Raw genomic sequence first — 26,707 nt, 5'->3', positions numbered from 1 at the left:
AAAAAAATGAATAAAGCAGTAAAAATTATTTTAGGACTAGTTGTAGTTGTATTACTAATCTTTGTATTAAAATACTTTAAAGATTCAAACTCTAAAGACGTAGTAGATTACGCTGTAGAAGAACCCTTTTATACGTCGATAAATACAAAAGCGGTAGCAACAGGAAAATTAAACCCAGAGGAAGAAATTGAATTAAAACCTCAAATTTCTGGAATTGTAGATAAAATTCTTGTTGAAGAAGGAGATGTTGTTAAAAAAGGCGATTTAATTGCAAAAATTAGAGTGGTGCCTAACGAGCAAAGTTTAGTAAGTGCTAAGAGTAGAATTGCTTCTGCTAAGCTATCTTACGATAATAGTAAAGTACAGTACAATAGAGATAAAAAACTTTTTGATAAAGGTGTTATTTCTGTGCAAACCTTCGAGAGTAGCGAGTTGTCTTTTAATCAGTCTAAAGAATCTTACGCACAAGCACAAAACGATTATCAAATTATAAAACGAGGTTCTATTTCTGGTGGTAATTCGGCAAACACCAATATTATAGCTCAAATATCTGGAACAATATTAGAAATTCCTGTTAGAGAAGGCGACCAAGTTATACAAAGTAATAACTTTAATGCAGGAACTACTATTGCAACTATTGCAGATATGAGTCTTATGATTTTTGAAGGTAAAGTAGACGAGGCAGAAGTTGGTAAATTAGAAGAAGGAAAAGATATTAAGGTTGTTCTTGGCGCCATTAACGATAAAGAGTTTCCTGCCACTTTAACTTTTGTTGCCCCTAAAGGGAAAGAAGAAAACGGAGCGGTTCAATTTACAATAAAAGCCAATGTGGTTATAGATTCTACGGTAAATATTAGAGCAGGTTACAGTGCTAATGCAGAAATTGATATAGAAAACAAAGACAGTGTTTTAAGTATTAAAGAAGCCTTACTGCAATACAATAGAATTTCTGAAAAACCCTTTGTCGAAATTCTAAAAGAAGACGATAAGTTCAAAAAGAAAAATGTAAAGTTAGGAGTGTCTGACGGTATAAATGTAGAAATTATTGATGGTGTAGAAATAGGAGATAAAATTAAGGTTTGGAATAAACTATCAGAAAAAGACAAAGACAAAGATGAATAAAAATAAAATAAACAGATTTAAACATTTAGCATTAGTTTGCTGTCTAGTTGGCTTTTCAGCTTTTTCTCAGCAAAAAAAATGGACACTTCAAGAGTGTGTGTCGCATGCATTAGAGCATAACATATCTATACAGCAAAACGAAAACTTAATACTTATTAATCAGCAAGATATTATAGCAGCAAAAGGGCAATTTTTACCATCTATAGGTGGTAGCATGGGGCATTCGCTATCTATAGGTAATGCCGAGGTTTTTCAAGGGCAGTTTGTAGACAGAACTGCAAATAGTTCTAATATTGGTGTTAGTGCAAATCAAACAATATTTAATGGCTTTAGATTAACTAATTTACACAAGCAAGCACAATTAAATCTTGAAACTCAAAAGTTAGAGTTAAATAGAATTAAAGACGATATTTCTTTAAATGTTGTAAATGCTTACTTAAATGTACTTTTTAATAAAGAAAATTTAGAAACCGCAAAGGCGCAGTACGAGTTTAGTACAAAACAATTGGCTCAGGTTAAAGAATTGGTAAATTTGGGTGTACAGCCTAAAGTAAATATTTACGATGCCGATGCTACATTAAGCCGAGATGCGCAACAGGTTACCATTGCAGAAAACAACTTTAATTTGGCATTACTAACATTGTCTCAGCTATTGCAAGTATCTTATAATGGGTTCGATGTAGAAATTATAGAAATTAATTCGCCATCTGAAGCGCTTTTGTATACCAATGTTAATCCTATTTTAGATTATGCTTTAGAGCATAGAAACGAAATTAAAGTTGCCGAGAAAAATATTGAAAATTCTATATTAAATACAGAAATTTCTAAAAGCGGATTTTACCCAACGGTTTCTGGGGGTTATTCGTATGGCTCAAGTGCGTTTTTTACAAATTTATCTGCTAACGAAGCATCGTTTTTACAACAGTTAGACAATCAAAAATCTCATAGTTTTCGAGTTAATGTTAACATTCCAATATTTTCAAGATTTCAAAATAAAACCGCAGTTGCAAAATCTCAAATTAGAGAAGCGAATAGTAAGCTAAACTTAGAACAAGCTAAATTAGAGTTAGAGTCTAATGTACAACGTGCTTTTACCGATGCTCAAGCAGCTTTTAAAGCTTACGAGGCAGCAAAAAAAACTTTAGAATCTCAAAACTTATCTTTTAATAATTCTAAAGAGCGTTATAATATTGGTAACATGACAGCTTTCGATTTAGAGCAAACTAGAGTGCAACTTATTAATGCGAAATCGTCTTTAATTAATGCGAAATACGATTTTGTTTTTAAAACTAAGGTGTTAGATTTTTATATGGGTAAATCTTTAACTAAATAGTTTTAATATAAAAACTTAAAAAATATTGTAGTAGAAAGTTTTAGTTGCGGAAATATCATAACAAAGTGATAGTTTTGCATCATCTAATTAAAAAGTTAAGATGAGCACATTAATACTAAATATTGAAACTGCAACAACAAATTGTTCTGTATCGCTTTCGCGGAATGGTGAAACCATTGTTTTAAAAGAAGATTATAATGACAATTATTCGCATGCCGAAAGGTTACATGTGTATATTGATGCTGTTTTAAATGAAGCAGGAGTAGCACAGAGTGATTTAAGCGCAATAGCAGTAAGTAAAGGCCCAGGCTCTTACACAGGGTTGCGCATTGGTGTATCGGCAGTAAAAGGACTTTGCTTTGCTTTAGATAAGCCATTAATTTCTATACCTACACTTGAAGCTTTAGCAAATCAAGCTACGTTAGAAAGTGGTATTGTTATACCTATGATTGATGCGCGTCGTATGGAAGTGTATGCTGCTATTTTTGATGCTAATTATAATCAAATTAGAGAAACTCAAGCTCAAATTCTAGACGAAAATAGTTTTGCAGACTATTTAGAAAAAGGAAAAGTGTATTTTATTGGTAATGGTGTAGAGAAAACAAAAACTATAATTAATCATCACAATGCTATTTTTGTTGAAGATAAATTACCATCGGCTAACGAAATGAGTGCTTTAGCTTTTAGCAAGTTCCAAAACGATAATTTTGAAGATGTCGCTTATTTCGAACCTTATTATTTAAAAGATTTTGTGGCGCTTAAGCCTAAGAAGAAATAACATACTTTATTAAAAATAAAAAAGGACTTAGGTTTTAATCTAAGTCCTTTTTTTTACAATTATATAAATAATTATGCGTCTTTATGAATCTCGACAGAGTGAGGGTAAGGTATTTCTATACCAGCAGCATCAAGAGCTAATTTACATTTTTCTATAGTGCCAAAATACACATCCCAATAATCTGCAACTGTAGCATAAGGTCTTACAGCAAAATTAACAGAACTGTCTGCCAATTCAGATACATTTACAGATGGAGCAGGATCTTGTAAAACTTGAGGGTTATCTGTTAAAACCTTCATTAAAACCTCTTTAGTTTGTTTAATATCGGCATCGTAACTAACACCAATAGTTAAATCTACACGTAATTTTCCTTCTGTAGAGTAATTAGTAATATTTCCGTTAGATAAAGTACCATTAGGAATAATAATTTCTTTATTAGTTGGAGATACCATTTTAGTTGTAAAAATTTCAATTTCTTTTACCACACCAAGTTCACCTTGAGCTTCAATTAAATCACCAATTTTAATAGGCTTAAAAATCATTAATAAAACCCCACCAGCAAAATTAGCCAGAGAACCTTGTAAAGCCATACCTATAGCTAAACCAGCAGCAGCTAAAATAGCAGCAAAAGATGTTGTTTCTACACCTAATTGAGATAAGATAGTTAAGATTAAAAGTATCTTTAAAACCCATCCAATTAAATTAAGTAAGAATTTTTGAAGACTTTCGTCGTAATTCTGTTTGGTCATTACAGAGGCTATGCCTTTTTTCATTTTTTTAATAATCCATGACCCAATAATCCAAATAACAATAGCTCCGAGTATTTTAAGACCATATTCGGTTCCTAAATCAACCCATTTTTCTACGTTAGCACTTTCTAATTCCATAATGTTTCTTTAATAATTTTGGTTAGTAATATTACAATTTAAGTTTGACTTTAAAATTAATTAAATATTAAAATAAAGTATAATCAATGCCATAATTGCAGGAATTGATTGTACATAAAATAATTTAATTTTCTTTGTAGAATAAGACCCATAAATACCAGCTATAGTCACACATATTAGAAAAAAAAATGCGGTATTAATGTTTTCTTTAATAATAGAAAATATTAAACCAGCAGCAAGAAAGCCATTGTATAACCCTTGATTTGCAGCTAAAACTTTGGTTTCTTCTGCAAATGCTTTAGATTTTAATCCAAAAGCTTTGATGGTTTTTGGGGTGGTCCATAAAAACATTTCTAATACTAAAAAATAGGCGTGTTCTAGAGCTACAAAAGCTATTAAAGCAATACTTAATATTTTCATTGTTTTATAAGTTTTATGGCTTTGTTTACTTCTAATACAGGAAGCTTGCAAGCTTTGTTAACACAAACATAAATTAAAGTTTCGTCAGGGCTATATCTGTTTTTTAATAATGGCATAGTATTGTCTGCTGTGCTACCAGCAATTAATTTATTAGGAATGTAAGTTTTATTTAACTCGGTAATTTTTTGCTTTGCATCGTCGCCAACAATGGCAACCTCGTAAAAAGGATTTACATAATTAAGCATTAAATCTAACCAGTTAGAATAACCAGAAGGGTATTCCTGTATTTCTGGTTTTACATTGTTAAGCATGGTTATAGCTGTTTTAGCATAATGTCCATCATCATAATAATGCGATAATTTAAATAGGTTTTTTGCCATTATAGAGTTACTAGCTGGTATAACATTGTCTCTATATTCGATACTTCTAGATACTAAAGATTCGTCTTGGTTAGAGGTGAAATAAAACATACCACTTGTTTTATCAAAAAAGTGATTAAATGTGTAGTTAGATAAGTTTTTAGCGGTGTTTAGCCATTTTTCGTTTAGTGTGTTTTCATAAAGAGTAATAAAAGCATCTATAGTTGTAGCATAATCTTCAAGATAACCATTAATGTTACTAACATCATTTTTAAAATTATGGTTTAAACCACCATCTTTTCTAAGCTGAGTGTTAATTATAAAGTTAGCATTTTTTTCTGCTGAAGCGAGATAATTATCATCGCCAAGAACTCGATAAGCATCAATATAACCTTTTAGCATTAGGGCATTCCATGATGTTAAGGTTTTATCGTCTAGTCTGGGCTTAGAACGCTTGTTTCTATTATCTAGAAGGGTTTGTTTCCAGTTTTCTTTTTTGGTGTTTAATTCTTCTTGTGTTATGTTGTGTTTTTTTATAATGGTTGCATCGTCATCTTTTCTTATTAAAACGTAGTTGTTGTGCTCCCAAAGTCCGTAGTTATTTATATTATAGTAATCAGAAAACAAATCAAAACCATCTTTAAAGAGTGTTTTTAACTCTTCTTTTTGCCAAACATAAAAAGCGCCTTCCTCTAGTTTGTCTTTAGGTGTTTTACTATCTGCATCTAGTGAAGAGTAGAAAGCACCGTTGTTTGCGGTCATTTCGTTTTTAACGTATTTTAAAGTTTCTATAATAACATCTTTGTATAGTTTGTTTTTTGTAATAAGGTACGCATCGGCATATAAACTCACTAATTGGCCATTATCGTAAAGCATTTTTTCAAAATGAGGAACATGCCATTTTATATCTGTAGAGTATCTTGAAAAACCGCCTCCAACATGATCGAATACACCTCCATAAGCCATTTTTGTAAGCGTTAAATTTACATAGTCTTGTAGTTTTTTATTATCATTTTGATAGGCATAACGTAATAAAAAGTGATAATTGTTAGGCATCATAAATTTTGGAGCTCTATTTGTGCCTCCATGTTTATTATCAAATTGAGAAGACCAATTTTTTACTGCCGATACTATGTAGCTTGATTCAAAAATTGGCTCGTCTGTATTAAGGGTTACCATATCTATAGACTTAATGCCTTCTTCTAACTTATCGGCATAATCAATAAGTTTTTCTGGGTTTTCGGTATATAATTTTGATATCTGGTTAAGTGCACTGGTCCACTGGTCTTTAGGCAGGTAAGTGTCTCCCCAAACAGGTCTTCCATCTGGTAAAGCCACTATATTTAAAGGCCAACCACCGCTACCTTTCATGAGTTGTACAGCGTTCATGTATACTTGGTCTACATCTGGACGTTCTTCTCTATCTACTTTTATGTTTATAAAATTAGTATTCATGGTTTGCGCTACTAAGCTGTCTTCAAAGCTTTCGTGCTCCATAACATGGCACCAATGGCATGCTGCATAACCAACACTAATAACTATTAATTTGTTTTCGGCTTTTGCTTTGGCTAGAGTTGTTTCGTTCCAAGCATTCCAATTTACAGGATTGTGAGCGTGTTGTAGTAAATACGGGCTCGTTTCGTTTATAAGATTATTTGTGTATTGGTTTTTTTCTGTTTCAGAATTTGGCCCTTTACAGCTTAATATAAAAATTGTTAAAAGTAATGCGATGTGCTTCATAAATCAAAGTTAGCGAAAATAGCGCACAAAAAAAGCGTTCCTGTTATAGAACGCTTAGTCTTTTATATTTTGTTAAGCTTTATTTTACTTCGAAAGTAATTTTTAAGTTAACTCTAAAATCTGTTACCTCTCCGTCTGTTACACTAGCACTTTGGTCTTGCACATAAACAGAGCGTATGTTTTTTACACTTTTTGATGCGTGTTTTACTGCTTTTTTAGTCGCGTCTTCCCAGCTTTTTTCTGAGTTTGATAATACTTCAATAACTTTTAATACTGCCATGTCTATGTTTTTAGTTAATAAATTTATTAATGACTCTGTAAATAAAGAATCCTAAATTTTTGACACTAAAAAAATATAAAAGTCACCTAATAAATTTTAACCGTTAATAGCCTCTACTGTTTCTACTCTGCCTTTCATCATTTCTTTTAACATGTTTTCTATACCGCTTTTTAAGGTATATGTAGAAGAAGGACAACCACTACAAGCTCCTTGAAGCAATACGCTTACGTTTTTTGTGTCTGCATCGTAAGATATAAACTGAATATTTCCTCCATCGCTCGCAACAGCAGGTTTTACATATTCTTCAAGAATATTTACAATTTCTTTTGAGGTGTCGTCAAGCGCATCATATTTATCATCTAGTTGTTTTGTAGATGTTTGCTGCGTTTTTGTGGCTTCTGGAGAAACTATTTCTTTACCATTTTCTATATAACTTCTTATAAATTCACGAAGTTCTATGGTAATATCGTCCCATTCTGCAATATCGTATTTTGTAATAGACACGTAGTTTTCGTCAAAAAACACGCTTTTTACAAAAGGAAAATGGAATAATTCTGTAGCCATTGGCGATGTTTTAGCATCATCTATAGATGTAAACTCGAACAACGATGTTACAATTTTTTTGTTGGCAACAAACTTAATAACTGCAGGGTTTGGAGTGCTCTCTGCATACACAGTTACCGCAACTTTTTTAGCTATAGCAGATTCTTCTACAACAACGCCTCCCTCGTTTAAGTAAGCTGCTATTTGCTCGGCTACTTCGTTTTGTACGTCTGTCCATTCTACAATGTTATAGCGCTCTACAGCAATAAAGTTTCCAGATATATATACTTTTTTTACAAAGGGTAAATAGAATAATTGTTGTGCTAATGGCGACGACTTTGCTTCGTCTATATTATTAAACTCAAAGCTTTGATGCTTAGTTACAAACTGATTTAATTCGAACTTAACTATGGCTTTGTTTGATGTTTCTTGTATTGAAACGGTGAAAGTATTCATTTTAGCTATTTTTTTACAAAAATACTAAAAGAAAACTATAGATATCCATATATTTGAGTATTGTTGATTGGATAAAATAAATAGGTAAGGGTATTAACTTATCTTTTTTATGTTTAATTTATTATTAAATTAGACGTTTTTATATTGATAAGCCCATACAACCAAACTTATGAAATTAAAAAATATATTAATGGTAGCAATTTTGGGGCTTTTTGGCCATGTTGCTATTTCTCAAGAAGGTTTGCCTGTTTATGCCGACTATTTAACCGATAATTATTATTTAATTCATCCATCTATGGCTGGTGTAGCAAACTGCTCTAAGGTTAGGTTAACAGCACGACAACAATGGTTTGGGCATGAAGATGCGCCAAAATTAATGACCCTAAGTTTAAACGGAAGAATTGGCGAATCGCAATCTGCAATTGGGGGTATTTTATATACTGATAAAAATGGATATCATTCTCAAAACGGTGCTTATGTAACTTATGCGCATCATTTAATGTTTTCTAGAAACCCTGTAGATTTAAATATGTTATCTTTTGGATTGAGTGTTGGATTTATTCAATACAAACTAGACGAAACCGATTTTCTTTTTGATGGGCCAGACAATATTATTGAAGGTATTGTGCAGAGCGAAACCAATATGAATATCGATTTTGGTTTTTCTTACCATTATTTAGATTATTATTTACATGGTACTGCTAAAAATTTACTAGAGAATTCTGGAATTAATAATGATTTACAAATAACAAGTAATTTAAGACGATATTTATTATCTGCTGGTGGGGTATTTTCTAAATACGGAAGCGAGTGGAGTTACGAACCGTCTATTATGTTTATGTACAAAGACGGAACCGGAGAATCTTCTATAGATTTTAATGCTAAAGCATATAAACAAATGGATTTTGGTAGCCTTTGGGCAGGACTTTCTTATAGGCGAAGCTTAGATGGGGCCCAATACATTAATGGTTCTAATAATGTGCGTAGCCAAAAGTTGCAAAATATAACACCTATAATAGGTGTAAATTATAACCAATTTATGTTTGCTTATAACTATACGCATCAAACAAACCCTGTTGTGTTTACTAATGGCGGGTTTCATCAATTTACTTTAGGTTATAACTTTAATTGTAGAAGAGAAAAGTACGATTGTAATTGCCCTGCTGTAAATTAATAAGAAATATTATAAAAAATAAAATCCCGCCAAAAGCGGGATTTTTTTATACTTTTAATTTAAAACGTTTACTCCCAAATATATTGTTTTTTCTTTGCTTGTGTTTTAATGGCTTTTGTCATTGCGTTTTCTAGCCCGTTATGCTTTTCGTTTTTTTGTTTAGAAAGAAATACTTTTCTTTTAATGTTTAAATCTTGAATTTGTTTTTGAATAGAAGCGCGTTCGTTACGTTTGTTGTCAATATAGCTTTTAATCTCTTTGGGAGATTTTCCTTTTAATTCCTTAGGCAAAACGTCTTGTTTTAAATCTTCAATTTTAATTTCTTGCTCTGCTTCAGCATCAACTAAATCCCAAGATTTGTTTTTATATAAATGCGAACTTTTACTTATTGTTCTTCCTACAGCATTGGCTTTGCTATACGAGCTAGCATTTATATCTTGCTCGGCTTGTACTTTTATTTTGCTTTCGCCTTTATGTCCATAAGCTACATAGGTTTTGTTTAATTTTTTGTTTAAAATTAAAATAGCATCATCGTAAGGCGATGCTATATGTACTGTTGCTTTATTGTGGTTTATTGCTAAGTAATCGCCATTGGTTAAGCTTGCCCCATCTTTCCAATTGGTGTTAATGCCTTGGTTGTAATCGCCACAAAAAATAGTGTTTACAGTTACGTCTTTTTCTTTTGCGTTAATAGAGGCGTCTTTGTAATTTACTTTTCCTTGGTTAAAAGGCTCGTTTCCAGCAATAAAAATTAACTTTAAATCGTCAGGATTATTTCCCCAGGTTAATTGGTTTAACGAGGTTTGAATAACTTGCCCACAATATTCGTTGCCACCATTTGTGGTAAGCGAAAATAACTCTTTAGAAATATCATCTAAATCTTCGCTAAAGGCCAAAACTTGTCTTATGTGGCCTTCTGCTCCACTTAAATTATCATTTCCATATTCGTATAAGGCAATTTGTAAATTTGGCTTGCTATTGTTGCATTTAGCATACGATAGTTCGTTTACTATTTCCCAAAGCTGCGCTTTAGCTTGATCTATTAAACCATCCATACTATTGCTTGTATCTAGTAATAAGGCTACTTTTATAAACTGTTTGTTGGGTTTGGGTGTAACAGTTTTAGTTGTATTTATAGCCAAATCTTGTTTTTTGTTTTTTGCATTGCAAGAGGTAAAACTTATAATGGCTAAGCCTAAAAGGAGTGTTTTAAAATGTGTTTTCATGATTTTTTATGTTTTTGATTAACGCAGTAAATCTATGTTCTACCTTTTTATTAAAAAAAGACGAATGAGTAAAACAGGTGTTTTAATGCGTAAACGGTACTTTTAAATGCGTTATGTCTTTATTTGTAAGCCAAAAAGCCTCTAATTTTAAAATCTTCATTTTATTTAATCAACGAAAGTGCGTAAGTTTATCTACTTTAAACGTATAAATGAAATTAGTTTTTAAATACATACTATTTTTTACAGCGCTTATTTACTTAAACAAATCTTTGGGGCAAGAAAATGGTTTGTACGAATCTGTAAAGTTTACAGTAAAAGGATCTGTTATAGAGAGCGATACTAGAGACCCTATTCCAAATGTAAATATAGAAGTAAATGGAAGCGGTTATGCAACAACCAATAGTTTTGGAGATTTTAGTGTGCAGGCAAGAAAAGGAGACGAACTTGTAATAAGACACAAAGATTTTAAAACAGTTTATTACATTATTAAAAGTGATGATAAAATAATTGTAGAGGTAGATCCTGCTGAAGATAAAGTGTCTAGCAGTTTAAAGCTAAAAAAAACAAGATCTAAACTTCCTTTATTCGAAACGTATATAGATTCCGCGAAAGCGTATTTAAAAAAAGACGCAAAAAAAAGTTTAGAATTTGTAACACTTGCGCTGGCAGAAAGCTCTACAAAAACAAATAACGCTAACGCTTACGAGCTGTTGGGAGATATTTACATGTACTGGAAACAGTACGACTTAGCTGTATCTAATTTTAGTATTAGTATGCAAAACCAAACATCAGAGTATTTAAAGTTAAAGTTGGCTAAGGCTTATTATTTTAATAAAAATTATCAAGAGAGTATATCGGTTTATAATCAAGTAAATAAAAGTAAATTATCTCATTATCAATTGGTATTGCTAGACGAAAGTTTAGGCGATGTGTATGCCAAAATTAATAAGTTTGATACCGCTGTTAAGTACTTTAATAGCGGATTAGAAACAGCAAAAAGTCATTATATTACTCCTAAAATAACAGATTTAAACTCTAAACTTGCCGAAGTTTACAATTCTAGCGGAAACGAACAACAGGCTAGAGGGTTTTTTAAGAATTCTTTAGAGTTGGCTAAGAAAGAAAACAAAAAACGATCTGCTCAAGAAAAAGTTAAAGCAGCCGATTTTGAGCATAAAACAAGTTCTTACGATTTAGAAATTCAATTACGTAAAGAAGCGCTTGAAGACATAAATGAGATAGGAAACGAGTCTGAATTAAATAACGAGAGCGCACTAACACCCCAAAAACAAAAGTATAAAATTGGTAATGCTTATGCACAACAAAATGATGTTGCTAATGCCATTAGTTTTTTAGAAGAAAGTATTGAGGAGGCAGATGATAAAGCCGATTTAATTGTACAAAAAGATGCTACAAGACGGTTGTCTGAGGTGTACAGAGATGCTGGAGACTACAATAAAGCATTAACTATTTATCAAAATTATGTCGATTTAGTAGACAAACTTTACGCTAAAAAAGAACAAGAAATTTCGCAATCGGCAAGGTTTAGTAAAGACATTACAGCTAAGCAAAACCGTATTGTAAGTTTAGAAAGCGACAGAGCATTGTCTGAAAGTAAATATGAACTGACTATAGAGCAATCTAAAAGACAAAAACTTATTATTTACTCCTTATTTGGTGGTGTTTTATTGCTTTTAATTGCAGCTTATTTAATGTTTAAATACATAAAACAGCAACGTTTGGCAAATAATTTGTTGGCATTAAAATCGTTGCGAAGTCAAATGAATCCTCATTTTATATTCAATGCTTTAAACTCTGTAAATAGTTTTATAGCACTAAACGACGAGCGTACAGCAAACCGATATCTTACAGATTTTTCTTTGTTAATGCGTGCGGTTTTAGAGAATAGTGAAGAAGATTTTATTCCGTTAAAAAAAGAAATAGAACTTTTAGAATTATATACCAAGTTAGAGCATTTTAGATTTAAAGATAAGTTTGATTATAATATTTATATAGATAAAAATATTGATGTTAATGCATTTCAAATTCCACCAATGTTATTGCAACCCTATATAGAAAATGCGGTTTGGCACGGATTAAGATATAAGAAAACAAAAGGTGAATTAATTATAAATATAGAACAAAAAAAGGCAGATGAGCTTATAATTACAATTATAGATAATGGTATTGGGCGCAAAAAATCGAAAGCATTAAAAACAGAAAATCAGCAAAAACAGAACTCTAAAGGTATGGGAAATATCAAAAAACGTGTTTCTATTTTAAATGCCATGTACAAAGATAAAGTAGATGTGTTTATTGACGATTTTAAAGCAGCCGAGGATGCGGGAACAAAGGTTATTGTCTTATTAAAAAAGGATTAATATTTAATTTAAGCGGGTTTTACTAGTTGTTTAGGTAATGTTCTCCTGTTAAAACCAAGTTGAAGATAATAGAGTAAAACGGGTAAAAACTCTAGATTTAAAAGTTAAGGAGTATAAACGAGCGATGAGTGCCTTTAAAAATTTAAATAAATAGTAACATGAAACTAAGAGCTATAATTGTTGAAGACGAAGAAACAAGTAGACGTATTTTAAAAAATTACTTGAGTAAATATTGCCCCAATGTTGAGGTTTTAGGAGAGGCTGAAAATATTGAAGAGGGCTTAGTTTTAATAAGAAATAATAATTTAGATTTAGTATTTTTAGATGTCGAAATGCCTTATGGTAATGCTTTTGATTTACTAGAAAAAGTAGGCGATATTAATTTTGAAACCGTTTTTGTTACCGCATATAACCATTACGCAGTAGACGCTTTAAATGCACATGCATCATATTATTTAATGAAACCTATTTCGATTGACGAGCTTATTAAGGCTGTAGATTATGTTACAGAAATAAGAACTAAAGAAGAGGCTTTACAAGACCAGGTTTTGGTGCCAAAAACTAATACTGTAAATGGCAAAATAACAATTCCACAGCAAGATGGATTCGAAATTATAAACACTTCAGATATTTTGTATTGCAAGGCAGATGATAATTATACCCAGATTTACCTTATTAACGATAAAAAGAAACTAGTAAGCAAAACACTTAAGTATTTTGAAGATGCCTTGGCAGAAAATAGCTTTGCTCGTGTGCATAAATCGTATTTAGTAAATGTAAACGAAGTGGTTAAATATGTTAAGGGTAAAGGAGGAAGTGTGATTTTAAGTAATGGACAACAAGTTATGGTTTCAGCGTCTAAAAAATCTAATTTATTAACCTTTTTTAAGTAGTTAAAGAGTTTTTTTGTAACAAAAATATAAGGTTAAAATAACAAAAGGGTGTGTGGTTTTTTAGAGTTTTATAGAAATTTAAAACCACTCATGAAATCACAAAATAATAGTAGAAGAAGTTTTTTGCAAAAAACTTTAATGGCAGCGGGAGGCATTATGCTAGCGCCTAACTTTATTAGTTGTAAGTCTGACGACGATATTAACTTTAACATCGATCCAACGAAATTAGAAACTAAATTTTTTACCGAGGGTGTTGCTAGTTTCGATCCAACAAACTCAAGTGTAATAATTTGGACACGCTATAGCGGAAATACAAATCTTATTTCTTGGGAGGTTGCTACCGATGCCAATTTTAAAAACATTATTAGAAACGGAGAAGTTACAACAGATATTTCGAGAGATTATACAATAGCTATTGAATTAACGGAGTTGGATGCCAATAAAGAGTTATACTACCGTTTTGCTAATGTAGCAGATGAAGCTATATCTGTTGTTGGAGAAACCATAACGTTACCTATTGATGCAAACACTTTAAAATTAGCTGTTTGTTCTTGTTCGAATTACCAAGCTGGTTTGTTTAATGTGTATGATGCTATGGCAAATTCTGACGCCGATATTATTGTACATTTGGGTGATTATTTTTATGAATATGGTGCTGGTGGCTATGGCGTTAACAGTGAAAATGCTTTTTTAAACCGATTGCATGAACCTGAAAATGAAATCTTATCGTTAGAGGATTATAGAACGCGTTATAAGCAATACCGCTCAGACCAATCTTTACAACTTGCTCATCAAAAGAAGCCATTTATTTGCGTTTGGGATGATCATGAAATAGCAAACGATGCATATAAAGATGGTGCAGAAAACCACAACCAAGACACCGAAGGTAATTACGAATTAAGAAAAGCCTATGCTTTGCAGGCTTATAGCGAGTTTTTACCGTTTTCTAGAACAGATCAAAATAATAACGAGCTTATATACAGAACGTTTAATTTAGGTAATTTAGTAAACCTAGTGATGCTAGATACACGAATTATTGGTCGTGATAAACAATTAAATATTTTCGATTATTTTACAGCATCAGGTTTCGACGCTGCAACATATCAAACAGCAATAAGCAACACTAGTAGGACTCTTTTAGGAACAACACAGCGCGATTGGTTAATAAATCAAATTAATTCTAGTAATGCCAAATGGCAAGTTTTAGGGCAGCAGGTTTTAATGGGTAAAATGTATATTCCAGCAGAAATGCTTTTAGCTTTTGGTTCTGCTAATTTTAATGAAATACTTGCCGAGCTTGTTGCTATTAAACTTAGGGTGCTTAATAATGATGCTACTTTAACTAATCAAGAAATAGCTCGTGTTACAACGGTTTTGCCTTATAATTTAGACGCTTGGGATGGTTACCCTGTAGAACGCGAGATTATTTACGCTGCTTTAGCCGATAAAAAGTTAGTAACACTTGCTGGCGATACACATAATGCATGGAACAATACTCTTTATGCCGAAGGAGGTGCAGAAGTTGGTGTAGAATTGGCTACAGCAGGAGTAAGTTCTCCTGGTTTTGAGAGCTTTATAGGTGATGATGCAGCCATTATTTCTAGTTTTGAGCAAGCATTAAGTATCTTAATAGATGGTTTAAACTATTTTGATGCCTCTAGACGTGGATATCTTATGGCTACATTTACGCAAACCGAAGTTAAATCGGAATGGGTTTTTGTAAGCTCTATTCTTACTGAAAATTATACAGCCGAAATAGGACATACAGTTACTTACTCGTAAATTATAGTTGCATATATAACATAAAAAGTCACGTTTTACAAAACGTGACTTTTTATATTTATGTGTTTTATTTATAGCGTAACATAAAAGTAATTAAGTTTCAGTATATGCCATAAAACCAACTTTATTGGGATCTCTTAAATATAAAAAAATCCCAAACATTACTGCTCGGGATTTAGTATTATAAAAAATCTAAAGGTATTAGATTAGTATCTGTAATGTTCTGGTTTATATGGACCATCTACCGTTACACCAATATAGCTAGCTTGCTCCTCTCGAAGCTCTGTAAGCTCTACACCAATTTTTGCAAGGTGTAATTTTGCAACTTTTTCGTCTAATGCTTTTGGAAGCATGTAAACTTCGTTTTTGTATGCATCAGCATTGTTCCATAATTCGATTTGTGCTAAAGTTTGGTTTGTAAATGAGTTACTCATTACAAAACTTGGGTGACCAGTTGCACAACCTAGATTTACTAAACGACCTTCGGCAAGTATAATAATATCTTTTCCATCGATAGTATATTTATCTACCTGTGGTTTAATCGTGTTTTTTGTATGACCGTAGTTTTTGTTTAACCAAGCCATGTCAATTTCGTTATCAAAATGCCCAATGTTACAAACAATGGCTTTGTCTTTTAAAGCTTCGAAATGACGAGATTGAACGATGTCTTTATTTCCCGTTGTTGTAATTACGATGTCTGTATTGCCAATTACAGTTTCTAATTTTTTAACTTCAAAACCATCCATAGCTGCTTGTAGTGCGCAAATAGGGTCTATTTCTGTTACGGTTACTATACTTCCTGCTCCTTTAAAAGAGGCTGCTGTACCTTTACCAACATCGCCATAACCACAAACTGTAACACGTTTTCCTGCTAGCATAATATCGGTTGCACGACGAATAGCATCTACTGCAGATTCTTTACATCCGTATTTGTTATCAAATTTAGATTTTGTTACCGAGTCGTTAACGTTTATTGCAGGCATTGGTAATGTTCCGTTTTTTACACGCTCGTATAGTCTGTGAACACCAGTTGTAGTTTCTTCTGATAAACCGTTAATTCCTGCTGCTAATTCTGGGTATTTGTCTAACACCATGTTAGTTAAATCGCCACCGTCATCAAGAATCATGTTAAGTGGTTTTCTGTCTTCGCCAAAGAAAAGCGTTTGCTCTATACACCAATCGAATTCTTCTTCGGTCATGTCTTTCCAAGCGTAAACCGCAGTTCCCGCAGCAGCAATGGCAGCAGCAGCTTGGTCTTGTGTAGAGAATATGTTACAAGAACTCCAAGTAACCTCTGCACCTAGGGCTTGTAAAGTTTCAATTAACACAGCTGTTTGGATGGTCATGTGTAAGCATCCTGCAATACGTGCTCCTTTTAAAGGTTGCTCGTTTTTATATTCTTCACGTAGACTCATTAAACCAGGCATTTCTGCTTCGGCTAATTCTATTTCTTTGCGTCCCCAATCTGCAAGAGATGCGTCTTTTACTTTATTAGCAACGTAAGGAATTGTTTTTGTACTCATATTGATTTTTCTTTTGTTTTTTTAACTATAACTTGATTGTGATTAGCGCTTAAAATACTTAAATTCGCTTATCAGAACTGTTTAAGTGCCAAAGGCTCTGCAAAGATAATGATAATCAATAACTTTCATAAATTTTAATGCCACTTTATAAAACCATTACGCCAAACAGAGAAACTACTGTTAAAATCTGGAAAATTAAAGAGTCTTACGATGCTTTAATGGTAGGAGTTGATTTGACTTCTAACTCATTAAAACGTGTTTTAAGTATGAAAAGCGAACTACATCAACGTGGCTTTTTAAGCGTTCGACACTTATTAAAGGCTTTTGGTTATGCAGATGCCGATTTGTTTTATGACCAAAATGGTAAACCGCATTTAAAGGATGGTAAACAGATTTCTATTACGCACTCGTTTAATTTTTCGGCAGTTATTGTTAGCGATTTAATTGTGGGTATAGATATTGAAAAACAGCGTGATAAAATTGGTGTTATTGCACATAAGTTTATTGATTACGAGTTGGATTATTTAAATAATACAGCCAACGATTATATTAATAAGTTAACAGTTATTTGGTGCATAAAAGAATCGCTTTACAAATTGTTTTGCACACCTGGTTTAAGTTTTAAACAGCATTGTTTAGCTATTCCTTTTGAAATTAATGATGAAGAAACAATAGCATGGATTGATTACAAAAGTAGGAAACACCGCTACAACATTGAGTTTTTAGAGTTTGAAGGTTTTACTTGTGCTTATGCCATAGCTTAAATGAATTCTATATATACAAATATTAAGGAGTTAGTTGTTCAAGATCAAAGGCTGTTAGCAGTTTTAATTGACCCAGATAAATTTCAAATAGAAAACACAAGTGGTTTTATTGCAAAAGTAAATACCTCTATTGCTACACATATTTTCGTTGGTGGTAGTATTGTGGGAGATCTTGCTACGCATGTTTTAGTTTCCGAAATTAAAAAGCACACGAAGTTACCCGTTGTTTTATTTCCTGGCGATGTTACCCAAATAACCAATAAAGCAGATGCCATTTTATTTTTATCACTACTTTCAGGTAGAAACCCAGAGTATTTAATAGGTAAACATGTAAAGGCAGTTTCAAAATTAGCAGATACAAACCTTGAGGTTATCCCAACGGGTTATCTTTTAATTGAAAGCGGTAAGCAAACTGCTGTAGAAAAAGTAACTAAAACTATACCCATGTCTAGAGTTAATGTTAAGTGTATTGTAAATACAGCAAAAGCAGGAGAGTTGTTGGGCATGAAACTTATATATTTAGAAGCGGGTAGTGGAGCAAAAGAGGCTGTAACAAAAGATATAATTACTAAAGTGAAAAACGAGTTGAGTATTCCTTTAATAGTAGGTGGTGGTATTAAAAATATAAATCAATTAGAAATGGCCTATAATTCTGGAGCAGATTTGGTTGTTATAGGAACTGCTTTTGAAAATGATGAATCTTTTTTTAAGGAGTTAACTGTAGAAAAATAATGTGTTTAATGAATTCTGTTTTTGAGGTTTTATTTGGTCAATATGCAGCGTATGATACAATAGATATTGTTTTAGAGCTTGTAGCTGTTGTCTTTGGTTTTTTGTCAGTTATTTTTTCAAAAAAAAATAACATTTTAGTATTCCCTACTGGTATGGTTAGCACCATTATTTTTGTATATTTATTGCTGAAATGGGAGTTGTTAGGAGATATGATGATAAACGCTTATTATTTTATAATGAGTGTTTATGGATGGTATGTTTGGACAAGGCAAGTAGACGAAAAACATGTTACTCCAATCTCGAAATTAACTATAAACGATAAAAAAGTAAGTATAACTATATTTTTTGCTAGCTTATTTTTTGTTTATGTAATTTATCACGCGTTTGATAAATGGACGGGATGGGTTGCTTATGTTGACACCTTTACCACTGCTATTTTTTTTGTAGGCATGTGGTTAATGGCTAGACGAAAGATAGAAAATTGGATTTTTTGGATTGTTGGAGATTTAATATCTGTGCCTCTATATTTTTATAAAGGATTTACACTAACAAGTATCCAATATTTAGTGTTTACTGTTATAGCTGTTTTAGGTTATTTAGCATGGAAACAAAAAATTGAGACGAATTAAAAATGTTGTTTTAAATTAACTTTTATAAAGTAATTATATTAAGGATTAGCTATTATCAATAATTAAAAAAAAAACAGTGAATTTTTCAGACCAAGACATTACACAAATTCAGGCCAAAGGTATAAGTATAGACCAGGTTAATAGTCAAATAAACCGTTTAAAAAACGGAATGACTTTTTCTAGACTGGTAGCAGCAGCAACAATAAACAAAGGGATAGAACAGTTTGATGAAGCAGAGATTCAAGATTTTATTAAACTATATGAATCTAAGCAAGATGAGTTATCTATTATTAAGTTTGTTCCTGCTTCTGGAGCAGCAACCAGAATGTTTAAGTTTTTATTTCTTTTTTTAAAAACATTTAATCCTTCTAAACAAAGTATTAAGGCATATGCAGAAAGGCAAAATGATAATTTAATTATATCATTTATTAAGAATTTAAAAACGTTTCCTTTTTATAATGAAGTTATTACGGAATTAAAAGCTGCTAACTCAGACTTTGATAGTTTGTCTGACGACGAAAAACATTTAAAATTTGTAGAAGCTATGCTTGATGTTAACGGGTTAAACTATAGTTTTTTACCAAAAGGATTATTGCCCTTTCATAAGTATAAAGACGAAACAATAACTGCTTTTCAAGAGCATTTGTTCGAGTCTACTTTATATGCATCTTCAAACGGAAATGCAAACCTTCATTTTACGGTTTCAGAAAAACATCACAATTATTTTTTAAAAGTATTAAGTGAAATAAAAGAAGGTTTAGAGCAAAAAACAAAAACAAGATTTAACTTGTCTTTTTCGTATCAAAAAGAAGAAACCGAAACCGTTGCGCTAACCTCTGATGATAATGTCTATAGAAAAGAAGATGGAACTATTTTGTTTAGACCAGCAGGGCACGGTGCACTTCTAGAAAATTTAAACGATTTAAACAATGATATTATTTTTATAAAAAATATAGATAACATTGTTGTTTCAGATAAAAATATAAAAGTGTCTAATTACAAAAAGCTGTTAGCAGGTGTTTTATTAGATGTTCAAAAGGAAGTTTTTGCATATTTAAATAAATTAGATGAGTCTACTTTAAGCGAAGCAGATTATAAATTAATGGCTTTGTTTTTACGTTATAGGTTAAATGTACCTATAGCTTTAGATTTTGATAGTTTTACTGCAGAAAAGAAAACAACGTATTTAAGAGATAAGTTAAATAGGCCTATTCGTGTTTGCGGTATGGTTAAAAATGAAGGAGAACCTGGTGGAGGCCCTTTTTGGGTTAAAGATGAAAATGGCGAAGTATCTTTACAAATTGTTGAGTTTGCGCAAATAGATTTTAGTAAAAAAGGGCAACAATCATTAGTATATAAAGCAACACATTTTAATCCTACAGATTTGGTTTGTGGTGTTAAAGATTATAAAGGAAATAAATTTAATTTATTAGATTTTGTAGATCCTGAAGCAGCTTTTATAACAATGAAAACTCAAAATGGTACAGCAATAAAAGCTTTAGAACTACCTGGGTTATGGAATGGAAGTATGGCATATTGGAACTCTGTTTTTGTAGAAGTACCTTTAGAAACTTTTAACCCAGTAAAAACGGTGAACGATTTATTAAAGCCTGCCCACCAAATTTTATAATGTTTAATACTAATGCACTGCTTCAAGAATTAACTTTTAAAGCTATTCGTAGTTCGGGTAGTGGTGGTCAGCATGTAAATAAGGTGTCTTCTAAAGTAGAGTTGTCATTTAATTTAAATAAGTCTTTGGTATTAAGCGATATTCAAAAACAACGTATTTCATATAAACTTCAGCATAGGTTAACAAAAGAATCTATGCTGGTGTTACAATGCGAAGAGAGTAGAAGTCAACATAGAAATAAAGAACTGGTTATTAAAAAATTTCTTGAATTAATAAAATCAGGATTAATACTACCCAAAAGGCGAGTAAAAACGAAAGTGCCAAAATCAGTAATTAGAAAACGATTAAATAACAAACGTAAACATTCAGAAAAAAAGGCAAACAGAAGAAGGCCAAATTTAGATTAAAAAACTAGCGATAATTAATTGTTAATCAATAATTCGTTATTACATTTGCGGCGTTCTCAAAAAAGGGGTGCTTTAGTAAGTAAGTTTAGTATAAAATTTTATTACAAAAGGCTGAGATCATACCCATTGAACCTGAACGGATAATGCTGTTTAGGGAATATAATTGCAATTTGATGTTATTGTATTGAGCTGGTTTCTATTGTTTTATTTACAGTTTTGAACGTGTTCTTTTTTAACAACTAATTTTTAACAATAAAGAATAATTACCTCTTTTTATTCGATTATATAGTAATCGAGATGAAAAACATTTTTCTTTTTATAACACTTATAGTGTTATCTGTCTGTGCTAATGCACAACAAAATCAAGTAAAACAAGACTCAACTAAAACAGAAAAACTAGACGAAGTTTTAGTAAAAGCTGTACGTGTAGATGCAGATTCGCCTATTACACACTCAAACGTATCTAAAGAACAGCTTGAAAAACGTAATCTAGGACAAGATATTCCAACACTTTTAAATTTTTTACCATCGGTTGTAACAACAAGTGATGCTGGTGCAGGTATTGGATATACAGGTATTCGTGTGCGTGGTACAGATGCCACTCGAGTAAATGTTACAATTAACGGTATTCCATATAACGACCCAGAAAGTCAAGGTACATTTTGGGTTAATTTAGGAGATTTTGCCTCGTCTACACAAAGTTTGCAATTGCAACGCGGTGTTGGGTCTTCAACTAATGGTTCTGGTGCTTTTGGAGCAAGTTTAAATATGTTAACCGATGCGTTTTCTAATGTGGCTACAGGAGAGATCTCTAATAGTTTTGGTAGCTACGGTACAAGAAAGCATACCGTAAAATTAAGCACAGGTTTATTAAACGATCATTTCGAAATATCTGGACGTTTTTCTAAAATAGATTCAGATGGTTATATAGATCGTGCTTTTACAGATTTAAAATCGTACTTTTTACAAGGTGTTTATAAAGATGATAACACTTTAATTAAAGCTTTAACTTTTGGTAATGTAGAGCAAACCTATCAAGCTTGGTATGGATTAACTGCAGAAGAATTAAAGGAAGACAGACGCCAAAACCCATATACGTACGAAAACGAAACCGATAATTACTGGCAAGACCATTATCAATTACACTGGAACGAGCGTTTCGATAATAACTGGTCTACTAATTTAGGTTTAAACTATACCAAGGGAAAAGGGTATTTTGAGCAGTATAAACCAGAAGAAACAGCAGCAGATTTTAATAATTTAATAGAAGAAAATTCGGATGTAATTGTTAGAAGATGGTTAGATAACAATTTTTATGTAGTAAATGCAAACGTAACATATAAAGAGAATGCGTTTGAGCTTATTACAGGTATGTCTTACAGTGCTTATGATGGCGATCATTTTGGTGAAGTAATTTGGGGTAGCAATTTGGCTGCAAATACTGCCATTAGAGACCATTATTACGATGGCGACGCTACTAAAAAAGACTTTAGTGTATTCTCTAAAGCAACATTTAAATTAACAGATAAAATTATTGGTTTTGTAGATTTACAAGGGCGTTTTGTAAGTTATAAAACAGCGGGTTTAAATTCAGATAGAAGCGAGTTTATTACAGATGCTAATTTCGATTTTTTTAATCCTAAAGTGGGTTTTACATATAAGCCTTCTCAGTTTAATAATTATTATGTGTCGTATGCGCGTGCAAATAGAGAGCCAAACCGAGACGATTTCGAAAACGGAACAACAGATAATGAAACGCTAAACGATATTGAGTTAGGTTGGCGTTTTAACAAGAACAAAGTAAGTGTAAATACTAATGTGTATTATATGTATTATAAAGACCAATTAGTGCTAACAGGAGAGGTAGACGATGTTGGAAGTCCAATACGTGCTACAAGTGGTAAAAGTTATAGGTTAGGGCTAGAACTTGATGCAAATATACAGTTTAGTAAAATGTTTAGTACTTCTACAAACATTACATTAAGTAGTAATAAAAACAAAGATTTTAATACAACTATAGATAATGAGGTTGTTAACTTAGGGAATACAAATATTTCTTTTTCTCCAGATTTAGTTATTGGTAATACGCTTAATTTTTATCCAGTAAATAATTTACAGTTATCGTTATTAAGTAAGTTTGTTGGAGAGCAGTATATGACAAATATAGATAGCGAAGCATCTAAATTAAACGACTATTTTGTAAACGATATTAATGTTAGTTACGAAATTAAACCTAAAAACGTGTTTAAGTCTATAGTTATAACAGGATTATTTAATAATGTTTTTAATAGAAAATACGTGTCTAACGGAGCAGATTATGGTTGGGGATATATTTATTATTATCCGCAGGCAACATCAAACTTTTTAGCGGGAGTTACGTTAAAGTTTTAATTTTAAAAGAAGTTAAAAAAGGCTTGCATAATTAAAACTGTACAAGCCTTTTTTGTTCTATTTTAGTATGTAATTCGTAAAGCATCTCCAAAGCTTTCTACGCGGTAGTTTCTTAGGCTACATGGTAAAGTACCGTTGTTTAATATTTGACCAGTAACCAAGCTATACTCGTTTTTATTGTCGCAACTAGAGGTTGCGGTTAACCCAGAGTTAACTAAAATAGAGCACTCTGTTTGCACTTGGTTTGGGTCTCTGGCATCCCAAGCTAAATAATCGGCACCAGTAAAAGATACTATAACACCACCATTACCTTGGTTTGCAATATAAACAGAATTGCCAGCAAATTTTAATTGGCTGTATTCGGGTAATTTTAGATTAATATTAATGTTTACAGCAATATCAAGTAAGAATTTGCAGTTTTCGTTTTCTTCTCGGCTACTGCTACAATTTGTTATAATAAAAAAACAAATTAAAATATAAAAGGGCTTCATGTATTTCATTAAAAAATTGAATTGCAATTTACAACAAAAAGCAAATTGAGTTAATAATTTCGTATATTTGTTTTTGAATCTCGTGTAAAACGGGATTTTTTTATTCCGAAGGCTTCATCAATTATCGAAGTTTATTTCGGAATCTTTTTATTAAGTAAACGATGAAGTTATGAGTAAAGTATCATACTATACACCAGAAGGGTTAAAAAAATTAAGAGACGAGCTAAGGCAATTAAAAGATGTAGAGCGTGTAAAAGCTTCTAAGGCAATTGCAGAGGCTAGAGATAAAGGCGATTTAAGTGAAAATGCAGAGTATGATGCAGCCAAAGAGGCACAAGGTATGTTAGAAATGAGAATTTCTAAACTAGAAGACGCCTTGGCTGGAGCTCGTGTTATTGACGAATCTCAACTAGATAATTCTAAAATATTAGTGTTGTCTAAGGTTAAAATAAAAAACCAAACCAATGGCATGGAGATGAATTATACTTTGGTCGCAGATGGCGAAGCCGATTTAGCTACAGGTAAAATTTCTGTTAATTCGCCTATAGGAAAAGGTTTATTAGGTAAATCTGTTGGAGATGTTGCCGAAATTAAAGTGCCAAGTGGCGTAATGAAATTTGATATTGTAGAAATTTCTAGATAATTATTACGAAAGATTTTAGTGATTTAAAATTCAAAATTAAAGATTCCTACGTGTAATACTTAGGAATCTTTTATATATTTACACATACACTCTCAAATAATTTCCTTAAAATATGGCATCCATTTTCACTAAAATAGTAAACGGAGAAATTCCTTGTTATAAAATAGCAGAAACTAGCGAATTTTTAGCATTTCTAGATGTTAATCCAAATAGTAAAGGCCATACACTTTGTATACCTAAAAAGGAGGTTGACAAAATTTTTGATTTAGACGAGGCTACTTATAATGGTCTTATGGCATTTTCTAGAAAAGTGGCATTAGCTATAGAAAAATCTATACCGTGTAAACGCATTGGTGTTACCGTAATTGGGCTTGAGGTGCCTCATGTACACGTGCATTTAATTCCGTTACATACTATGGAAGACGCTCGTTTTATTCAGAAAACTAAAATGACTCCAAAGGCGTTTGAAGAAACAGCTAATGCTATAAAAGCTGCATTATAAGTTAGGTAGAATTAACGCTAAAATAGCAGCGAAAAGTATTGCAATAACAAAAGATATAATAATCCAAGCTGTTTTTTTAAGATATGTTGAGGTTGTTTTTGGTATAAAAGCCTTTCTTTGATACTCGAAAACACGATCTATATCATCAGTCCATTGCACAGGATAAATAGTTGAGTTACAATTTTTACATACTATTTCATGTTTAATTTCAGAAGAAATACTTTTGTAAAGTTTAGAGTTAATAAACTTTTGTTTAAAAGTTAAGCTTAATCCGCCAATACAGTAACACTCAGGACAATTATTGTTTAAGGTTACTTTTTTTATGGTTATAAATTGTATATCCATAATTAAAGAGCTCTTTTAAGTGCAATTTGTATGGTTGTACCGTTGTTAATTTCCGACTGCAAAACCTTTATTTTACCGTGATGAAAATCTTCTATAATTCGTTTTGTTAACGATAAGCCAAGCCCCCAACCGCGCTTTTTTGTTGTGTATCCAGGCTCGAATATTTTGTTAAAGTTCTTTTTAATAATACCTTTTCCTGTATCTGTTATATTTACTTTTATGTTGTCTTCAAGTTGAGATATTTCTATGGTTAATTTACCTCTACCTTTCATGGCATCAATAGCATTTTTAACTAAATTTTCTATAGTCCAACTGTATAATTGTTTGTTTAAATTAACAAGAATGTCGCCTTCGGGTGTTATAATTTCAAATTCTACTAGTTTAGACGATCGTGCTTTTAAATAGTCGTAAGATTCAAGAGTTTCAGAAATAATATCCAAAGGCTCTAAAACCGTAACAGAACCTATTTTACTAAATCGTTCGGTAATAGTTTTTAGTCTATCAATATCTTTTTCAATCTCAACAATATAATCTGGGTTAACATTTTCAGTTTTTAAAATTTCTGTCCAGCCAATTAAAGAAGATAAAGGAGTGCCAATTTGATGAGCTGTTTCTTTAGCCATTCCAGACCACAATTTGTTTTGAGTAGCATTTTTATTGCTACTATAAAAGAAAAAAATAACAGCAACAAATAAAACAATAATTAAAATTAACGCAAGTGGGTAGTACTTTAGTTTGTTTAACAATGGCGAATTACCATAGTATAAAGTCTGTAAAACTTCACCATTAAATATAATTTTATGTGGTTTGTTTTCTGCCTCAAACTTTAAAATAAGCTTTTGTATGTAGGCCGAGTCTGCAGCTTTTTTTTCATTAATATTATTATAGCTGTAACTTCCATCTTTGTTAACAAGAATCATAGGAGTGGTCTTGTTACTCTGTATTATTTGCATTGGCAATTCTCCTATGTTGGCATCTAAATCGCTACTTTTTGTTAATTCTTGTTGAGAAAAAGACCAAATTTTCATTTTGGTGCGTTCTTCATCTTTAAAGTTTTGAAAAAAGGTGTAGGTGTTCCATAGAATAAGGGAAACAATTACAAAAGAAATTGAAATCATTACCCAACGAAAGGTGTTACTATGCTTTGTAAAAATCACTTTAAAATCTATTTAATATGTAATATAATGCAATTCTGTTAATATTATTGTTCAAGTTGTTAGTAAATCAGTTTTTAGATGCGTTATAGTTTAGTTACCTTTGTGGCTCCTAAATAAAT

25 protein-coding genes are annotated in these 26,707 nt (G+C 31.7%); 15 read left to right on the top strand and 10 right to left on the bottom strand.

The window, feature by feature from the left end:
* The first annotated feature begins 6 nt into the window (after nt 1-6).
* The 3 genes from ABD715_RS07585 (at nt 7) to tsaB (ending at nt 3,233) form a co-directional block, all read left to right on the top strand.
* Nucleotides 7-1,122: an efflux RND transporter periplasmic adaptor subunit gene (locus ABD715_RS07585; RefSeq protein ID WP_344787541.1), complete on the top strand. Its 1,116-nt coding sequence runs from the start codon at nt 7-9 to the stop codon at nt 1,120-1,122.
* A complete protein-coding gene (locus ABD715_RS07580; RefSeq protein ID WP_344787540.1) occupies nt 1,115-2,455 on the top strand; it encodes a TolC family protein in 1,341 nt (446 codons plus the stop codon). Before ABD715_RS07585 ends, ABD715_RS07580 begins: the two co-directional genes overlap by 8 nt.
* Nucleotides 2,456-2,555: 100 nt before the next feature.
* Nucleotides 2,556-3,233, top strand: a complete 678-nt coding sequence (tsaB, locus tag ABD715_RS07575) for a tRNA (adenosine(37)-N6)-threonylcarbamoyltransferase complex dimerization subunit type 1 TsaB (protein ID WP_344787539.1) — start codon at nt 2,556-2,558, stop codon at nt 3,231-3,233.
* A 71-nt stretch (nt 3,234-3,304) separates the two neighbouring features.
* On the opposite strand, the gene ABD715_RS07570 is transcribed toward tsaB, so the two are convergent.
* The 5 genes from ABD715_RS07570 to ABD715_RS07550 all read right to left on the bottom strand — a co-directional run bounded on the left by ABD715_RS07570 (nt 3,305) and on the right by ABD715_RS07550 (nt 7,918).
* A complete protein-coding gene (locus ABD715_RS07570) occupies nt 3,305-4,120 on the bottom strand; it encodes a mechanosensitive ion channel family protein (protein ID WP_344787538.1) in 816 nt (271 codons plus the stop codon).
* 60 nt (nt 4,121-4,180) lie between these two features.
* Nucleotides 4,181-4,540: a DUF1304 domain-containing protein gene (locus tag ABD715_RS07565; RefSeq protein WP_344787537.1), complete on the bottom strand. Its 360-nt coding sequence runs from the start codon at nt 4,538-4,540 to the stop codon at nt 4,181-4,183.
* Complete coding sequence (locus tag ABD715_RS07560) at nt 4,537-6,639, bottom strand: thioredoxin domain-containing protein (protein WP_344787536.1); 2,103 nt, start codon at nt 6,637-6,639, stop codon at nt 4,537-4,539. The genes ABD715_RS07565 and ABD715_RS07560 overlap by 4 nt, the downstream gene beginning before the upstream one ends.
* 79 nt (nt 6,640-6,718) lie before the next feature.
* Nucleotides 6,719-6,919, bottom strand: coding sequence for a dodecin family protein (locus ABD715_RS07555; protein ID WP_344787535.1), 201 nt, complete (start codon nt 6,917-6,919; stop codon nt 6,719-6,721).
* Nucleotides 6,920-7,015: 96 nt separating this feature from the next.
* Entirely contained in the window at nt 7,016-7,918 is a 903-nt protein-coding gene (locus ABD715_RS07550) for a NifU family protein (RefSeq protein ID WP_344787534.1), read from the bottom strand.
* A gap of 169 nt (nt 7,919-8,087) precedes the next feature.
* Between ABD715_RS07550 and ABD715_RS07545 the strand changes: the two genes are divergently transcribed.
* Nucleotides 8,088-9,092, top strand: coding sequence for a PorP/SprF family type IX secretion system membrane protein (locus tag ABD715_RS07545; RefSeq protein ID WP_344787533.1), 1,005 nt, complete (start codon nt 8,088-8,090; stop codon nt 9,090-9,092).
* A 68-nt stretch (nt 9,093-9,160) separates the two neighbouring features.
* Here the strand turns inward: ABD715_RS07545 and ABD715_RS07540 are convergent, their stop codons facing one another.
* Nucleotides 9,161-10,318: a vWA domain-containing protein gene (locus tag ABD715_RS07540; RefSeq protein WP_344787532.1), complete on the bottom strand. Its 1,158-nt coding sequence runs from the start codon at nt 10,316-10,318 to the stop codon at nt 9,161-9,163.
* 209 nt (nt 10,319-10,527) lie between these two features.
* Between ABD715_RS07540 and ABD715_RS07535 the strand changes: the two genes are divergently transcribed.
* From ABD715_RS07535 to ABD715_RS07525, 3 genes are all read left to right on the top strand, one after another.
* A complete protein-coding gene (locus ABD715_RS07535) occupies nt 10,528-12,699 on the top strand; it encodes a tetratricopeptide repeat-containing sensor histidine kinase (protein WP_344787531.1) in 2,172 nt (723 codons plus the stop codon).
* 158 nt (nt 12,700-12,857) lie between these two features.
* Nucleotides 12,858-13,592 carry a LytR/AlgR family response regulator transcription factor gene (locus ABD715_RS07530; RefSeq protein WP_344787530.1) on the top strand — a complete coding sequence of 245 codons (735 nt, stop codon included), beginning with the start codon at nt 12,858-12,860 and terminating at the stop codon, nt 13,590-13,592.
* Nucleotides 13,593-13,682: 90 nt separating this feature from the next.
* A complete protein-coding gene (locus ABD715_RS07525) occupies nt 13,683-15,374 on the top strand; it encodes an alkaline phosphatase D family protein (protein ID WP_344787529.1) in 1,692 nt (563 codons plus the stop codon).
* 206 nt (nt 15,375-15,580) lie between these two features.
* Here the strand turns inward: ABD715_RS07525 and ahcY are convergent, their stop codons facing one another.
* Nucleotides 15,581-16,897: an adenosylhomocysteinase gene (ahcY, locus tag ABD715_RS07520; protein ID WP_344787528.1), complete on the bottom strand. Its 1,317-nt coding sequence runs from the start codon at nt 16,895-16,897 to the stop codon at nt 15,581-15,583.
* A 137-nt stretch (nt 16,898-17,034) separates the two neighbouring features.
* Here ahcY and ABD715_RS07515 point away from each other — a divergent pair, with 137 nt between their 5' ends.
* From ABD715_RS07515 to ABD715_RS07490, 6 genes are all read left to right on the top strand, one after another.
* Nucleotides 17,035-17,661: a 4'-phosphopantetheinyl transferase family protein gene (locus tag ABD715_RS07515; protein ID WP_344787527.1), complete on the top strand. Its 627-nt coding sequence runs from the start codon at nt 17,035-17,037 to the stop codon at nt 17,659-17,661.
* Nucleotides 17,662-18,393: a phosphoglycerol geranylgeranyltransferase gene (locus tag ABD715_RS07510; protein WP_344787526.1), complete on the top strand. Its 732-nt coding sequence runs from the start codon at nt 17,662-17,664 to the stop codon at nt 18,391-18,393.
* Between the two features lie 8 nt (nt 18,394-18,401).
* The gene (pnuC, locus tag ABD715_RS07505) at nt 18,402-19,022 is read left to right on the top strand and encodes a nicotinamide riboside transporter PnuC (RefSeq protein WP_344787525.1); all 621 of its coding nucleotides are present in this window, start codon (nt 18,402-18,404) and stop codon (nt 19,020-19,022) included.
* A 76-nt stretch (nt 19,023-19,098) separates the two neighbouring features.
* The gene (locus tag ABD715_RS07500) at nt 19,099-20,652 is read left to right on the top strand and encodes a DUF4301 family protein (RefSeq protein WP_344787524.1); all 1,554 of its coding nucleotides are present in this window, start codon (nt 19,099-19,101) and stop codon (nt 20,650-20,652) included.
* Nucleotides 20,652-21,059 (top strand): alternative ribosome rescue aminoacyl-tRNA hydrolase ArfB, encoded by a 408-nt coding sequence (gene arfB, locus ABD715_RS07495; RefSeq protein ID WP_344787523.1) that lies wholly within the window; start codon nt 20,652-20,654, stop codon nt 21,057-21,059. The genes ABD715_RS07500 and arfB overlap by 1 nt, the downstream gene beginning before the upstream one ends.
* Before the next feature lie 297 nt (nt 21,060-21,356).
* Nucleotides 21,357-23,450, top strand: coding sequence for a TonB-dependent receptor (locus tag ABD715_RS07490; RefSeq protein WP_344787522.1), 2,094 nt, complete (start codon nt 21,357-21,359; stop codon nt 23,448-23,450).
* A gap of 62 nt (nt 23,451-23,512) precedes the next feature.
* Here ABD715_RS07490 and ABD715_RS07485 read toward each other — a convergent pair whose 3' ends face one another.
* Nucleotides 23,513-23,941: a hypothetical protein gene (locus ABD715_RS07485; RefSeq protein ID WP_344787521.1), complete on the bottom strand. Its 429-nt coding sequence runs from the start codon at nt 23,939-23,941 to the stop codon at nt 23,513-23,515.
* A 169-nt stretch (nt 23,942-24,110) separates the two neighbouring features.
* On the opposite strand from ABD715_RS07485, the gene greA reads away from it, so the two are divergent.
* Complete coding sequence (gene greA / locus ABD715_RS07480) at nt 24,111-24,584, top strand: transcription elongation factor GreA (protein WP_344787520.1); 474 nt, start codon at nt 24,111-24,113, stop codon at nt 24,582-24,584.
* Nucleotides 24,585-24,696: 112 nt separating this feature from the next.
* Nucleotides 24,697-25,086, top strand: a complete 390-nt coding sequence (locus ABD715_RS07475) for an HIT family protein (protein ID WP_344787519.1) — start codon at nt 24,697-24,699, stop codon at nt 25,084-25,086.
* On the opposite strand, the gene ABD715_RS07470 is transcribed toward ABD715_RS07475, so the two are convergent.
* Together ABD715_RS07470 and ABD715_RS07465 are read right to left on the bottom strand one after the other, a co-directional pair.
* Nucleotides 25,081-25,431 carry a hypothetical protein gene (locus ABD715_RS07470; RefSeq protein WP_344787518.1) on the bottom strand — a complete coding sequence of 117 codons (351 nt, stop codon included), beginning with the start codon at nt 25,429-25,431 and terminating at the stop codon, nt 25,081-25,083. The genes ABD715_RS07475 and ABD715_RS07470 overlap by 6 nt on opposite strands.
* A 2-nt stretch (nt 25,432-25,433) precedes the next feature.
* Nucleotides 25,434-26,588 carry a sensor histidine kinase gene (locus ABD715_RS07465; protein WP_344787517.1) on the bottom strand — a complete coding sequence of 385 codons (1,155 nt, stop codon included), beginning with the start codon at nt 26,586-26,588 and terminating at the stop codon, nt 25,434-25,436.
* Between the last annotated feature and the right edge of the window lie 119 nt (nt 26,589-26,707).

The organism is Postechiella marina (assembly GCF_039538365.1).
Classification (GTDB): domain Bacteria; phylum Bacteroidota; class Bacteroidia; order Flavobacteriales; family Flavobacteriaceae; genus Postechiella; species Postechiella marina.
Note: the sequence above shows the minus strand (reverse complement) of the source record. Positions and strands in the feature narration are given on the sequence as shown.